At 72.1% G+C, this 15,145-nt stretch carries 8 protein-coding genes; 3 read left to right on the top strand and 5 right to left on the bottom strand.

What is annotated here, in order from left to right; translation table 11 throughout:
• Nucleotides 1–477: 477 nt before the first annotated feature.
• On the top strand, nucleotides 478–1,389 hold the full coding sequence (locus ACFW6B_RS03500) for an alpha/beta hydrolase family protein (protein ID WP_386591653.1): 912 nt from the start codon (nucleotides 478–480) through the stop codon (nucleotides 1,387–1,389).
• Between the two features lie 98 nt (nucleotides 1,390–1,487).
• Here the strand turns inward: ACFW6B_RS03500 and ACFW6B_RS03495 are convergent, their stop codons facing one another.
• The 5 genes from ACFW6B_RS03495 to ACFW6B_RS03475 all read right to left on the bottom strand — a co-directional run bounded on the left by ACFW6B_RS03495 (nucleotide 1,488) and on the right by ACFW6B_RS03475 (nucleotide 10,456).
• Complete coding sequence (locus tag ACFW6B_RS03495; RefSeq protein WP_386591652.1) at nucleotides 1,488–2,537, bottom strand: hypothetical protein; 1,050 nt, start codon at nucleotides 2,535–2,537, stop codon at nucleotides 1,488–1,490.
• Between the two features lie 22 nt (nucleotides 2,538–2,559).
• Nucleotides 2,560–3,858, bottom strand: coding sequence for a hypothetical protein (locus ACFW6B_RS03490; RefSeq protein ID WP_386591651.1), 1,299 nt, complete (start codon nucleotides 3,856–3,858; stop codon nucleotides 2,560–2,562).
• Nucleotides 3,859–4,015: 157 nt separating this feature from the next.
• Nucleotides 4,016–4,861: a thioesterase II family protein gene (locus ACFW6B_RS03485; RefSeq protein ID WP_386591650.1), complete on the bottom strand. Its 846-nt coding sequence runs from the start codon at nucleotides 4,859–4,861 to the stop codon at nucleotides 4,016–4,018.
• Nucleotides 4,858–6,699 (bottom strand): non-ribosomal peptide synthetase, encoded by a 1,842-nt coding sequence (locus ACFW6B_RS03480; RefSeq protein WP_386591649.1) that lies wholly within the window; start codon nucleotides 6,697–6,699, stop codon nucleotides 4,858–4,860. The genes ACFW6B_RS03485 and ACFW6B_RS03480 overlap by 4 nt, the downstream gene beginning before the upstream one ends.
• 727 nt (nucleotides 6,700–7,426) lie before the next feature.
• Nucleotides 7,427–10,456 (bottom strand): type I polyketide synthase, encoded by a 3,030-nt coding sequence (locus ACFW6B_RS03475; RefSeq protein WP_386591720.1) that lies wholly within the window; start codon nucleotides 10,454–10,456, stop codon nucleotides 7,427–7,429.
• A 225-nt stretch (nucleotides 10,457–10,681) separates the two neighbouring features.
• Here ACFW6B_RS03475 and ACFW6B_RS03470 point away from each other — a divergent pair, with 225 nt between their 5' ends.
• Nucleotides 10,682–13,909, top strand: coding sequence for an amino acid adenylation domain-containing protein (locus tag ACFW6B_RS03470; protein ID WP_386591648.1), 3,228 nt, complete (start codon nucleotides 10,682–10,684; stop codon nucleotides 13,907–13,909).
• Nucleotides 13,906–15,093, top strand: coding sequence for a cytochrome P450 (locus ACFW6B_RS03465; RefSeq protein ID WP_386591647.1), 1,188 nt, complete (start codon nucleotides 13,906–13,908; stop codon nucleotides 15,091–15,093). The genes ACFW6B_RS03470 and ACFW6B_RS03465 overlap by 4 nt, the downstream gene beginning before the upstream one ends.
• Nucleotides 15,094–15,145 lie beyond the last annotated feature (52 nt).

Here is a 15,145-nt window from a genome sequence, read left to right as displayed (position 1 = left end):
CGGCCTTCGTCGGCGTCGGTCAGGGACCGACGCGACGCCTTCGGCGTGAAGCGGCTGCGCACCGTGCGGAACCCGTCCAGGTCCGGGTTCCACCGATGGCCGGAGACCGCCCCGGTGCGGCCCTGTCGGTCGTTCACGGACTGCACGGCTCGCGCCCTTCGGCCAACGGGTTCGGCCCCAACAGCGCCTCGCGTCCGACCCGTTGACACCAGCTGACCGAGGCCACCATCATGACCGGGCGGTCACATGACCGCCCGGTCACACGGGGGGGGCGCCCATGTCCACGCCCATCCGGCACCACTGTTCGGGTGCCCGAACCCCTCTGATCCGCCGCTCGGGTTCGGGTGTACCCGAGCACCGCACTCGCCCGACCCCGTAGTCGGAGAACACCCGGACAGCACGGAGACGTACCACCAGAAATCACTGTTTCATCCCCACAGAAAAGGTGATCTCGTGTTCCGTACACTCCTGCGGTCCATGACCGCGATACTGCTGACCGTGGCAGCCGCCTTCGCCCTGGCACCAGCCGCCGACGCCTCCCCGCCGACCCCCTCGGCGGAGGCCGTGGACCTCTCCGCTCCAGGACCGTTCTCCGTGGCCTACACCGATCTCACGGTGTCGGCAGCGGGGCGAACGTACAGCGCACGGGTCTGGTACCCCGGCACCACGGCCGGCGCCAACGCTCCGGTCGCCGCCGGCACCCACCCTGGACTCGCCTTCGGCCACGGCTTCTTCCAAGCCATCACCCAGTACGAGAGCCTGCTCGAGCACTACGCCTCCTGGGGTGTCATCACCGTGGTCCCCAAGTCCCAGGGCGGCCTGTTCCCCAGCCATTCGGCGTTCGCCGACGACCTGAACGCGGGACTGTCCTGGCTCACCGCGCAGAACACCGCCTCCGGCTCTCCTTTCGCAAGCCGGGTCGACACCTCCCGGTACGCCCTATCGGGACACTCGATGGGCGGCGGCGCCGCACTGCTCGCGGCAAGCCGCAACCCGGCCGTCAAATCCGTCACGACCCTCGCGGCGGCGGAAACCACCCCCTCGGCGATCACCGCGTCCACCGCTCTCGGCATGCCCGTCCAGTACGTCGGCGGCAGCGCCGACTCCATCGCCGGCGTCGCCGGCAACCAGCAGAAGATGTACGACGCCAAGCCCTCGGGAACCCAACTGCGCGTCATCACGGGCGGCTTCCACTGCGGCTTCGAGGACAGCTCCGGCTTCGGCTGCGACTCCGGAACCATCAGCCGCGCCGCGCAGCAGAAGCTGACCCGCGCCGTGACCACCTCGTGGCTCCTGTACACGCTCGGCGTCGACACCTCCCTGTACGACCAGGTGTGGGGTTCCACTGCCCAGAACCTGGCCGGGGTCGTGTACTCCGCCAAGCCCTGAGCCCGGATTCCGTACGTGCCGTCCGGCGGCGGCCGGTGATCGTGCCGGTCGTGGAGGAAGAGCGCGGGCCTGACCAGGCACTACCAGGGGGCTCCGCGTCACGAGGCCCCCTGCTGGAGTACGGCTGCCCCTGCCAAGGCCGCGGCCGTCCGTGCCCTGCCGAAGCGGAAGAGCATGGTGAGCAGCAGCCGGTACCGGGAGGTCGGGTGCCAGGAGACGGGCCCGTGCCCCTGCCCGGTGCCGGACGGCTTCGGGCTGACATCACCCTCCGGGCGTGCGGAGCCCAGCAGCGCTCCCGCCAGCGCTTCCGGGGACAGCGGTAGCAGAGCGCATCCGACGTGCTCCCAGGCATCGGCGGCTTGCACGGCCGTCGCCTGCGTGCACAGCCTCTTCCCCGGGACCGGGATCCGGCAGTGCACCACGGCCGCGACACTCATCGCCCCGGTATCGCCCAACAGCCCCAGCACCGTGAGGCCATCGGTGCCGACGTCCAGACCGAACTCCTCGGCGATCCCCCTGGCCGCGGCCCGTTCGAAGGTGTGGGAGTCGGCCCCGGCGACGTCGGCCGGCTCCATCCCCTCCTCGAACGAGCAACTCCAGGTGAGGGGGTGGTACTTCACGAGGTGGCTGCGCCGGTTCAGCAGGATCATGCCGTCCTCGGTCTCGACGACTCCATGGACGGCGGCGATGTTGGGGACTGGAGCACGAGCGCCGTCGAGCAGTGCCGACAGGAACGAGGTCCGTCCATGGGCGTCGCCGTGCGAGGCGAGGAATCCGGCCTGCGCCGCCTGCACCTGGCCCCAGTCGGTGTGCGCCGTCTCGATCTCGGCCCGCCCCGGGCCTCCGGTTCGCAGCCGGTGTACCGCGACCTTCGGGCCGCTCCGCTCGCCGGCGTGCCGCCTTCGCCACTCGGCGTGCCAGCGCGCCGTGAGCGTGTCCGCAGCCCAGCGGACCGTTCCGCCCTGGCGCACGGTGACCGTCGGTGGCCGGCCCTGGTCGCAGGTGAGCAGGGAGTCGCACAGGTCGACCGCACCGTCGATGACCGCCTTCGCGCTCCGGTTGCCGACCGGATCTCCTGCTGGGGCGTGCGCGAAGGGCGTGCTCAGGAGGACCGGGGGAAGGAAGCCCGTCTCGTCGTGGGTGTTCATGCTGTCCGTCCCGCTGGCACGGTCATGTGTCTCCACGCCGTGTCCAGGAACCTCGTCTTCCTGTCGTCATCAGTGTGTTGACGATATGCGACCGCTTGCGGCTGCCTCTGAGGAGTCGCTCGGCTGCCAGGCCGAACGCCAGGGCGGGTGCGGCGAACCCGAAGGTGTCCGCCGCTCCGAGGGCCAGCCCGGCACCGGCCAGTCCGGCTTCGACGGCCGCCCAGCCGAGATGCCCGGATCCGTGCCCGGCGGCCGGCAGCTTCTTCTTGACAGCCCGCAGCAACGCGGCGAGGGCGTCCGCGGCCGCCGAGGTGTCCGCGGCCCGCAGCGCCGTCTGGTACTCGTCGCGTCGCCGGGTGACGGTGTCGTCCCGCTGGATCTTCCCGATGTCCTGCCAGCTCAGCGCTCCGACCGCCGCCAGTTGTCTCGAGGCCAGCCCGTGCCCGGCGGGCGATGGGGAAGCGGGGCTCGAAGGCTCGAACAGAGCGTCTGTGGGACTCCCGAGGTACAGACCCACGTCGGCGGCTTCGGGAAGGGATCGTGGAGAGGCTCCGTCGGTGCCGAGCGTCCGCTGGACCGCCGCGTTCCACGCCTGGGTCGCGGTGTTGCCTATCGCAGTCCTGTGCGGCGGGTCCGTCGCGTCGAGCTGGGCGACGAGCAGAGCTCTGCGGTGACGGTCCGACTGTCCCAGGTGGGTGTGCAGGTAGGTGAGCGTGCGTTCCACCGGGGCGTAGTCGTGGCCGGGGAGGCCCGGTAACTCCGCCACTTCTTCGAGCACGTCGCAGTACGAGCTGGGGCGGGTCACCGACGTGGTGCCGAGCGGTACCCCGGCTTCGCGGGAGAAGTGGTGCAGCGTCCATGCCACGGCCTGGAGCCTCTGCCGCACGGCGCCGCCTTCCTCGTACAGCGCTCCCAGCGCGGTTCCCCGTGCGAACAGCGGCCCCGGATTGGCGTCCCCACGCTCCAGGACCGCTTCCGACAACCGCACCAGAGGCTCCGCGGTGTCGAACGACGAGGACAGCCAACCGGGTTCCAGAGTGCGCTGCAGCCCGGTGGTGACCAGGGCGAACGAGTCGCTTCCGGCCGGAGCGGCGGTGGTGCAGCGCAGGAACTCCGGGCAGCTGCGCGCGAAGGACCTGAAGTCGTCGGACTCGAAAAGCGTCTGCACCACGGGACTGTCGATGAGCTGAACGTCGCTCAGCACGACCGTGTGCCCCAGCAGGGCCTGGATCTTCAGCATGACGGCCAACGAAGGATCCTCCGGGCCCCACCCTGACAACCGCAGGTGCTCGCCATCGAGCCAGTAGGCGTAGATCTCCACGACTTCCTTCCCAGCTGCGCATCGGGCCGTTTGCGGAACGGACGCCCTCGACGGTAGGCGGAATCCTGGCCCGGCGGCGACCTTCCGCAGGGACCACGACCCGTCGGCCGCAACGGCACCACGCTTTCAGGGTCAGTGGTCCCTCACCCGAGGTTCCTCAGGAGCCGGGCCGCGGGACGGACAGGGCCTTCCGCAGGATCGAGTACGGCGGGTCGGCGACGAGGTAGAAGTGGTTCCCGGAGACGCCGATCTCATGGACGGGCGCCGTGGTCAGCGCGCTCCAGGGGCGGCGGTCCGCGTCCTCGTCCAGGTCGCCGACGATGGTGGTGACCGGACACCCGAGCAGCGGCTCGGGGGCCATCTCATAGGTGTGGAACATGCGGTTGTCGGCGATCAGATACGGCAGGACCACCTCCTGGAAGATCGGGTCGGCGACCACCTCCGCCTCGGTGCCGCCCATCCTGACCAGGTCCTCGAGGATTTCGTCGGGGTCCTCGTCACCGGCGAAGGGAGCGGGCAGCGGGGCGTCGCGGGAACCTGAAGCGAACAGGTGCTCGATGTCGATGCCCCGGCGCTGAAGCTCGCGTGCCGTCTCCAGGGCCGCCGGGGCGCCCAGGCTGTGCCCGAAGAGGGAGAGCGGGAGATCCGCCAGCGGTTCGAGCGCGTCGGCGATGTCGGCGGCGAGCCGGAGGAGATCGTCCGGGGGCTCCTCGTCGAACCGGTTGGCACGCCCCGGGTACTGGACGGCGTGCACCTCGATCCCGGTCAGCGACCGGCCCCAGGAACGGTAGAAGGACGCCGAGGCTCCGGCGTGCCCGAAGCACACCAGACGTCTGCGTGCTTCGGGCCGGGGGGTCTCGCACACGAGCCGGCGCGAGACGTCCGAGGCCTCCGGGATCCCTGAGTTCTCCGAGCTCTCGACGTTCCCCGAGTTCCCCGAGTTCCCCGAGTTCCCCGAGTTCCCCGAGGTCTCCGGGGCACTTGATGCGTCCGCGGCGGTCACCGGCGGGCCTCCTTCCGGGCGCGCTGCTGGCGAAGCCTGGCCGTACGGGCCCTGCGGGCGGCGTCGGCCGAGGAGGACGGCGCCGTGTCCTCCCCCTGTTCGCGGCTGGTGCGGATGAGCGTGATCTGGGCTGCCACGGTGGTCTCCTGGAACAGGGCGACGATCGACGGCCGCATCCCGCAGTGCCGCTCCAGGGCGTCCTGGAGCTTGAACATGGCCAGCGAATGGCCGCCGAGATCGAAGAAGTTGACGTCCGGCGGCACCGTGGCCACGCCGAGCACCTCCGACCAGGCGGCGGTCACCCGGTCGGCGAGCGGATCGCCGGTGAGCGGAGCGGTCGCCGGGCGGGCGGCGGCCGGCGGCTCCGCGGCGAGTGTCCGCAGCAGCGCGCGGTCCAGCTTGCCGTTGAGGTTGCGGGGCAGTTCCGGCAGGACCCGCAACTCACCGGGCACCATCACGGAGGGCAGTTCCTCGGTGAGGGCGCGGCGCAGCACGACCGGGTCCGCGCCCCGCGGGGACGCGACGAAGCCGATCAGGCCCGATCGCCGCGCGTCGGGCAGCACGACCGCCTCCCGGACTCCTTCCAGCGCGCGCAGTGCGGACTCGACCGCACCGAGCTCCACACGGTGGCCGCGGACCTTGATCTGGTCGTCCCCGCGGCCGACGAAGTCCAGGCCCTGGGCCGCGTTCTGGCGCACGATGTCACCGGTCCGGTACATCCGCGCGCCGGGCTCGACGGCGAAGGGGTCGTCGAGGAAGACCGCCGCGGTGGCCTCGGGACGGCCGAAGTAGCCCCGTGCCACCCCGGTCCCGCCGATGAACAACTCGCCCTCCGTGCCCGGCGGTACGGGCCGGAGCCCGCCGTCGAGGACGTAGAGCCGGGCACCGGGGACCGGGCCGCCGATGCTGACCGGTTCGACACCGGTGAAGCGGTGGTAGGTGGCCCAGACTGTCGCCTCGGTCGGTCCGTACTCGTTGATCAGCTCCACCGCGGAGGAGTGGACGGCGAAGTGCCGTTCGACCAGTGACGGGGGCAGGGCCTCGCCCGCCACGGTCACCTGCCGCAGACAGGCCAGCGGATCCGTCCCGGCGCGTTCGGCGGCGTCGAGCAGCAGCCCGTACAGGGTGGGCACGCACAGGGTGCGGCTCACGCTGTGGCGGCTGACGAGCGCGACCAGCCGGTCGGTGTCGCGCAGTTCGTCCGCGGACGCCACGACCAGGCAGCCTCCCGACAGGAGCGTCCCCCATATCCCGGCGACCGACGAGTCGAAGGCCAGCGGTGACACCAGGAGGAAGGTCGCGTTTCCCGGGTAGACCGCGAGGCGGGCCCGGGTCGAGGCGGTGAGACTGCGGTGCTCGACGACGACGCCCTTGGGCTCCCCCGTACTGCCCGAGGTGTAGATGAGGTAGGCCGGATCGGCCGGACCGACCGTCGTCGCGAAGGAACCGGCGGCCGCGGTGTCCGGGTCCTCGCCGGGGGCGCCCGGGACCGTGACGACGGGCACCTGGGCACCGGTCGCCCGGTCCCGGGTGTGCGCCGTCGTGACGACGGCCTTCACCTGGGCGTCCTGGAGGATCGTGGCGACCTGGGCGTCCGGCTGGGCCAGATCGACGGGTACGTAGGCGGCACCGGCGCCGAGCACGCCGAGCACGGCGGCGATCATCGCGGCGGAGGGCTCGGCGAGCAGGGCGACCCGGTCACCGGCGGCCACTCCGGCCGCGGCCAGGCGGTGGGACAGCTGCCGGGACCAGGAGACCAGCTCGCCGTAGGTGACGGCGGTGTCCTCGCAGCGTACGGCGACCGCCGCGGGACGGTCGGCGGCCAGGCGGGCCACCATTTCGTGTGCGGGGACGAACGCGTTTCGGGGCAGGGGCGCGCCGGGTTCCGGGACCGTCCACTCCTGTGTCGTTTCGTCACCGTCCTTCGGACCGGACGGAGAGGATTTCACGGGTGGTAAGTCCGACATGAGAAAACTCCCCAAAACTATTCAGCGGGATTACCGGGATTACTGGGATTACTGGGGGCTTGCGCGCGATGCATGCGCTCCGACCGGCCTCACCAGCACTTCGCCGAAGAACTCGATGACGGCCGACGGCGTGATTTCGCCATTGCTCGGTCCGGATTCGAGATGAGAAGCGCGAGCGCGGTCTTTCCCGTCACGGATGACCGCGACGTCGTGATGCGATCATAGGAGGGCGACTTGATCTGTGCAATGGACCTGTGCGGGCGGGGCATTGGTTGTCCCGATTGGAATCGGGTTGTGCGGTTCGTCGCACGCGGACCACCCGAAAGCGGAATTGCGTGATCCGTGTCGCGCGGGTGAGTTATGCACGCCGGTGCATAAATTAACTCGTGCTCGACGGCCGGAGGGTACGGGCGTTTCGACTCCTTCGAAGTCGTGAGTCGTCGATGCGTGAAATGGGACGACTGTCGAAGCGCGGCGACGTCGCCCGCGGTCCCGGGTGCGGAAACCGAGGGGTCCGTCGAGCGGGGCGCGCCGGGCCGGTCGGCGGGCCGCGTCCTTCCCGCCCCTCTCCGTACCCGCCCGGGGTGCCCTGCCCGCTCTACGCGCCCTGTCCGTCCGCCTCCAGGACCCGGCGGGCCAGCGCGACATGACCGTTCAGCGTCCGCCGGGCCAGCATCTCGCGCACGGGGACACGGATGCCGAACTCGTCGTTCACCCTGCGGATGAGCCTGATGATCAGCAGGGAGTCGCCGCCCTGCTCGAAGAAGTCGGCGTCCGCCGGGAACTCGTCACGGCCGAGCAGTTCCGCCCAGATCCGTGCCACTGCCTCCGCGGGGTCGGCCGGGGGTGCCGGGCTCTCGGGTTCCGGCCGCTCGCCGAGCTGCTCCGGCAGCGGCACGGGGACCGGGGACCGGCTCGGCTCGGGTTGGGGTTGGGGTTCGGGTTCGGGTTCGGGTGAGGCGAGTGCTTCCGGGGCCACCGAATGCGGTCCCGCGAAGGGGTAGCCGGGCAGCCTGGTCCGGTGGCCGCCGCCGGCCGGCGCGACCGGCTGTCCCCGGGTCCACAGGGCGCCGACGCCGGCGAGCACGGCCGATCCCGGCATGTCCCTGGCCTGGTCCAGGGCGACCGCGGAGAGGCCGGCCGCCTCCGCCATCGGGGAGAGGGGGCGCCCCGGACCGATCTCCACGGCCAGGGCACCCGGAAGGTGCGCGGCCAGGGAGTCGAGGGCGGTGCCGAACAGCACGGACTGCCGGACCTGGGTGACGAACATGTCGCGCGGGAGGACGGTGCCGGCAGCGACGACCCGGCCGGACACGTTGAGCGCGATCGGGAGGGCGGACGGACGGAGCTCGATCCCCGCCATCACCCGGGTGAGCGTGGGCAGCGCGGGCTCGATCAGACGGGAGTGGCCCGCGTGGGTGTAGCGCAGGCGCCGTACGAAGAAGGTGTCGCCGATGCGCCGGAGGTACTCGTCCACCTCCTCGACCGGCCCGCCCAGCACACAGGAGTCGGGGCCGTTGACTGCGGCCACGTCGAGGCCGAGACCCCACTCCTCGGCGAGCGCGAGGGCCCGCTTCACATCCGCCCCGATGGCCAGCATCGCGCCCTCCGGGCAGTCCTGCATGGCCTGGCCGCGCGCGGTGATGAACGCGGCCGCGTCCTCCAGGCCGAAGACCCCGGCGACGGCGGCCGCGGCGATCTCGCCGGAACTGTGCCCGCACACCGCGGCCGGCCGGACCCCCAGCTCTTGGAGCGCGGTCGCCGCCGCGTGGCCGACGGCGAAGAGAGCCGGCTGTGCCAGTCCGGGCCGGTTCAGCTCGTCGGCGGGGAAGTCCGGGTCGAACAGCGCCTGCCGGATCCGCTCCGCCAGCGGGGAGCCGAAGGCCGCCAGGCATCGGTCGAGCGCCCGGCCGAAGGCGGGAAGGACGGTGAAGGGCTCGGCCATGGCCGGGCGTTGGGTGCCCCCGCCGGGGAAGAGGAGGACCACCGGGGCGGGACCCGTCACCGGCGCGCTGCCCCGGGACACCCCGGACCGGCCGGACAGGCGCTCGGCCACCTCGGCACTCGTACGGCCCGTGACCGCGAGGCGCTCGCCGAGGGCCGGCCGACCCTCGGCCAGGGTGTTGCAGACCTCGCCGAGATCCGGGTCGCGGGCTTCCAGGTGGGCGGCCAGGCCGTCGGCCACTCGGTCGAGTGCCTCGGGATCCGCCGCCGAGAGCAGCACCAGACGCTCACGCGGCACCGGCACCTCGACGGAAGCGGAGGCGGAGGCGGAGGCGGGGACGGGGACCGCGACGGACGCGGCCGGCTCGCGCGGTGGCGCCTGCTCGATCACCACGTGGGCGTTGGTCCCGCCGATCCCGAACGCGCTCACCCCTGCGCGCCGCGGACGGCCCCCGGGCCAGGGGACGGCCTCGGTGGGTATGTAGAGGGGGCACCCCTCGCTCTCCTCCAGCAGGGGATTGCGCTCGGTGAACCCCGCGACGGGCGGGATCACACCGCTGCGCACCACGAGCAGGGCCCTGATCAGCGCGGCGACTCCCGCGGCGGCGTCCAGATGGCCGACGCTCGCCTTCAGGGCGCCCACCGCCACACTGCCCGGCCGTGCTCCCGCCCCGCGCAGCGCGGCGTCGGCCGCCGCCCACTCGATCGGGTCGCCGATCCGGGTGCCGGTGCCGTGGGTCTCCAGATAGCCGATGGACCCGCCGTCGACCTCGGCCGCGCTCAGCGCCGCGCCGATGACCCGCTCCTGCCCCGCGGAGGACGGCGCGTAGTAACCGGCCTTGGTGTTCCCGTCGTTGTTGATCGCGGTGCCCAGGATGACGCCGTACGGAGCGGGGTCGTCCTCGGTGACGTCCGACAGACGGCGCAGCACCACGGCGCCCGCGCCGGACCCGGCGATCACCCCGTCCGCGTGCCGGTCGAACGGCCTGCACGCACCCGTGGCGGACAGCACGCCGCCCGGCTGGTGCAGATGGCCCGCCTGGGGATAGCCGAACCCTGCCCCCACCACGAGGGCCTGGTCGCAGTCGCCGCCCAGCAGCGCCTGCACCGCCAGGTGCACGGCGACCAGTGAGGAGGAACAGGCCGTCTGCACGGCGAAGGCCGGTCCGGTCAGGCCGAGTCTGTAGGCCACGCGGCTCGCCATGAAGTCCGGCTCGGTGCCGTGGACCATGTCGTCCAGCAGGCCCGGATCGACGTTCCCGCCGCGGATCATCGCGCGCAGATAACCACTGCCCGTCATGGACGCGTAGACGCTGGTCACCGGCGTGCCCGCGCGGGGCAGGGACCCCGCGTCCTCGAGGGCGTTCCAGGCCACCTCCAGCATCCAGCGGTGCTGGGGGTCCATCAGTTCCGCCTCGCGCTTGCGGATCTGGAAGAATTCGTGGTCGAAGCGGTCCCAGTCGTCGAGATGACCGCGTACGGGCACGTAGTCCGGGTCGGCGGCGAGCGCGGCGGGCACTCCGGCCGCGACCGACTCCTCCCGGGTGTATCTCCTGCTGTGCACCCTCCCGTGGAGCTGGGAATCCCACCAGTCGTCGATTCCACGGGGGCCCGGTAACCGTGCCGCCATGCCAGTGACCGCGATGTCCAAGGAGCGATCCCGACTCGTCACAACGTCCCCCATCATGCCGCCAGAAATCGGATATTCGGTCTGATGTTGTGCTGCTGTCGCGTTGTTCTCGCGTGAAATGGGCGGCCTTCGGCGGTGGACGGGACCGGTTTCCTCGGACCGCGCTGCGATCATGGCACAGTTCGCCACCGGTGAACGAGGGATCGGCCCAGCCGTATTCGCGTGATGCTTGTTTCCATCACGTTCTACGAAAGGGGGGTTGGCAGGAAATGAGCGGACGTGACAACGTCGTACGGTCCTGATGATGCGCTCTCGAACCCCTCATTGCGCGGGGCTGTGAAGGGAGTTGATGTGTTGCAGTCGAATGCGTCGTGGACTGCGGGAGTTGTCGGGGAATCACCGGGGGAAGGACTGCATGACGTCTTCGCCGCACAGGCACGCGCTCGGCCACGGCGCACGGCCCTCATCGCCCGGAACGCCCGGGTGTCGTACGGGGAATTGGACGCCCGCGCGGAGGAATTGGCCGACCGGCTCGCCGCCGCCGGTGTCCGGCAGGGTCATGTCGTGCCGATCCTGTTGCCCCGGTCCGTCGACCTGGTGGCCGCCCTGCTGGCCGTGCTCAAACTCGGCGCCGCGTACGCGCTGCTCGATCCGGACTGGCCGCCCGCCCGTCTCGACGCGGTGGTGGAACAGCTCCGGCCCCCTCTCGTCGTCGGCGGGCCCGGCGCGGCGGAGGGACTGTCCGCACCGCTGTGGAAACCGGCCGACGGCGGCACGGAGGATCGTACGGCCGACGGCGGTACGGGCGGCGACGGTGAAGGGGAACGCCGCGCCCGCCGCCCCGTGGTGGCCGTACGGGACCGGGACGCGTGCTGCGTGTTCTTCACCTCGGGGACCACGGGACGGCCCAAAGGGGTGATCACCCCGCACCGGGCGACGGCGCGGCTCTTCCGGCCGGACACCTTCGCGCGTTTCGACCGGGACACGGTCGTCCCCCTCGCGGCGGCACTGCCGTGGGACGCCTTCTCCCTCGAACTGTGGGCCGCGCTGTACAACGGCGGCACCGGTGTCCTGATCGACGAGCCGTTCCTGACGGCCGAGGCCCTGCGCGCGATGGTCACCGACCACGGCGTGAACACGGTGTGGCTGACCAGCAGCCTGTTCAACCTGATCGTCGACGAGGACCTGACCGCGCTGAGCGGCCTGTCCCAGGTGATCATCGGCGGTGAGCGCCTGTCCGTGCGGCACGTCGGCCGCTTCCTCGACCGGTTCCCCGAAACGGCCCTCGTCAACGGCTACGGCCCGGTCGAGAGCACGGTGTTCACCACCACGCACCGGATCACCGCCGAGGACTGCGCCCGGCCCGACGGCATCCCGCTGGGGCGTCCGGTGCCCGGCACCTCCGTCCTCGTCCTCCGGGACGGCAGCCCCGGCGCGGCCGGGGAGCCGGGAGAGATCTGTGTCGCGGGCGACGGGCTGGCCCTCGGCTACCTCGGCGAACCCGCCCTCACCGCCGAGAAGTTCATCAGCGTCGACGTCGACGGCGAGCAGGTCCGGCTGTACCGCACCGGGGACCTGGGAACCCGGGACGAGAACGGGATCGTGGAGTTCCGCGGGCGGATCGACCGGCAGGTGAAGATCCGCGGCAACCGTGTCGAACCGGCCGAGGTGGAGCGGCAGATCGAGCGCCTGGTCCCGTACGTCGCGGACTGCCGGGTGGTCCCCCGCTGGAACGAACCCGCGGGCGCCTTCGAACTGCTGGCCTTCTGCTTACCCGGCCCGGCCGAGGGCGCGCCGCCGGACGTACCGGCGGTCCTCGCCCGCCACCTGCCCGCCTACCAGCGCCCCGCCCACGTCGCCTTCGTGGACTCGTTCCCGCTGACCGACCGGGGGAAGCTGGACGACCGGGCCCTGCTGGCGAGCGTGCCCGCCACACCGGCCGAGGACCGCCACGGCCCGGCCGAGGACCGCCGTGCCCCGGCCGACGACCCGCTGGTCCGCCTGGTGGCGGAGGCGTTCGCCGAGGTGCTGGGCAGAACGGCCGTGCCGGCCCGCACCCCCTTCTTCGACCTGGGCGGCTCCTCGCTCCAGGCCGCCCGCGCCTGCACCCGTATCCGCAGGCGGACGGGACGGCCCGTACCGCTGTCGAGCCTCTACGAGCACGCGTCGGCCGAACGCCTCGGATCCTGGCTCCGCTCGGCGCGGGGCCCGGACGGCACGGACGGCCCGGCGCGGGGCACGGACGTCGTACCGCCGCCCGCCGGTGGCATCCCGCTGACCGCCATGGAGCTGGTCTTCCTGGCCCGGCACCTGACGGCGCCCCAGGACCGTTCCGGATACTGCCTGATGGTCTGGCACCTGGACGGCCCGCTCGACCAGGACCGGCTGGAGGACGCCGTCGCCGCCGTCCACGAACGGCACCAGGTGCTGCGCACCGCCTTCCGGGCCGATCCCCGCCCCCACGCCGAGGTCACCGACATCTGTGCCCCGCCCCTGGAGCTCCTGGACGCCCGGCCGACCACCGACGAGGCGGTCGCCGCGCTGCGGCAGCTCTTCGACGAGCCCCTCGAACCCCAGGACGCCGACCTGTGGCGCGCCGCGCTGGTGCCGGTGACCGGGACAGGGGGTCGACTGTTCGGGCTCCTCGTCCACCACATCGCCTTCGACGGACGGTCGGAGTCCGTCCTGGCGCGCGACCTGTCCGACGCCTACGCCGGGCGCGAGCCCCGGCCCGTCCCGCCCACCCTGGCCGAGCGGGCCCGGCTGACCACGGCGGCCACGGCCCTCACGGACCGGGCGGAGCGCGCCGAGCGGGCACGCGAGGAGTTCCGGGACGTGCCCCCGATCCACTGGCCGGAACGGCCCGTCCCCGGGGAGACCGGGGTGGGGCGCCTCGACGTGTCCGTACCCGCGGACCTCACCGCGAGCCTCGACGCGGCGGGCACGGCGCTCGGTGCGAGCAGGTTCGTGGTGCTCCTGTCGGCCTGGGCGGACGTCCTGGCCGAGGTCTGCGGCCGGCGGGACTTCGCCGTGGGCGTGCCCGTCGCCGAGCGCACCGTCCCGGAGCTGGAGGAGACCGTCGGCTGTCTGATCGACATGATGCCGGTGCGGCTGCGCGGCGACGCGGTGGCCGGCGGCGAGAGCGGTGTCCGGGAGACCGGTGCGGTGGTCCACCGCGCCTTCGCCCGTGGCGACGTGCCCTTCGCGGACATCGCGCAGGGAGCCGGGACGGCGTCCGGGCGCCCGCCGGTGTTCCAGTGCCTCTTCGCCCTCCAGGACAACCCTCCGCCCCGGCTCGACCTGCCCGGTGTGACCGCCGCGCACCTGCGCCAGCCGTACGCCGCCCTGCCCGTGGAACTGCACCTCGAGGTGTGGCCGGACGAGGACGGCGCGCTCGACGTGGTGCTCTCGTTCCGGCGTGCCGCCGTCACCGGGACCACCGCACTCGATCTGCTCAAGGGCTTCCACGACCGTCTCGCCCTGATCGCCGCAGGAGCCGCGAAATGACCGTGATCACTCACTCCCCCGCCGATGTCGTCGACCCCGAACTGCACGCCTCCGGCGAGGTGTTCGGTCTGTGGCGCTGGATGAGACGGCACGCCCCGGTCCACTGGCACGAACCGGGCGACCTGCCGGGCTTCTGGTCGCTCACCCGCTACGACGACATCCGGCAGGTGTACCAGGACCCGGCCGTCTTCAGTTCGGCCCGGGGCGTCCTGCTGCGGCCGACGGACCTGGGTGAGGACCCCGGCAGCGGCCGGACCATGGCCCTCACCGACCCGCCCAGGCACCGCGCCCTGCGCGGGCAGGTGGCCGACCGGTTCAGCGAACGCTGCGCCCGCTCCCTGGCGGACGAGATGCGCGCCGAGATCCGCTCGGTGGTGGCCCGAGCCGTCGAGGCGGGCACCTGCGACGTGGTCCACGACATCGGGGCCCGCCTGTCCAGCCACAACATCGGCAGGCTGCTCGGGGTGCCGCCGGAGGACCGCGGGCAACTGCTGGCCTGGACGACGGAGGCGTTCGAGTCCGGCAAGCCCCTCACCAGCCATCTCGCGCTGATGCGCTACTTCATCGACATGATGTACGCACGGATGGAGGAGCCCGCCGACGACGCGATGGGCATGTTCGTGAACAACGAGGTCCAGGGCGAGCTGCTGACCGAGACCGAGATCCTGCTGAGCTGCGAGAACCTCGTCGGGGCGTCGGAGAACGCGGGGCTGTCGATGGCCTCGGGGATCCTCGCCCTCGCCGGGCATCCGCGGCAGTGGCGGCGGCTGGTGCGGGAGCGGGACGACGAACTCCTCAGGACCGCGGCGGAGGAGGTGCTGCGGTGGACGAGCAGCGCCACGCACAGCATGCGGACGGCCACGACGGACACCGTCGTCGGGGGCAGGCGCATCGCGGCCGGGGACCGGGTGGTGCTGTGGATCCCCTCGGCCAACCGGGACGAGTCGGTGTTCACCGAACCCGAACGGTTCGACCTCGGCCGGCAGCCCAACCGCCATCTGGCGCTGGGCACGGGTGAACACGTCTGCATCGGGAGCACCATGGCCCGTCACCAGATGCGGATGCTCCTGGAGACGCTCGTGGAGTCGGTCGCCGTCGTCGAACCGGCCGGAGACGTGGAGCCGCTGCGTTCGATCACGGTGAACGGTCCCGCGCACGCCGCCGTGCGTCTGGTCGCCCGCTGAGCGGGGCGGCCGGGGTCCGATCCGCCGTCGTGGACGCCCGGACCCCGGACCC

This window comes from Streptomyces sp. NPDC058751 (genome assembly GCF_042746485.1).
Lineage (GTDB): Bacteria > Actinomycetota > Actinomycetes > Streptomycetales > Streptomycetaceae > Streptomyces.
Note: the sequence above shows the minus strand (reverse complement) of the source record. Positions and strands in the feature narration are given on the sequence as shown.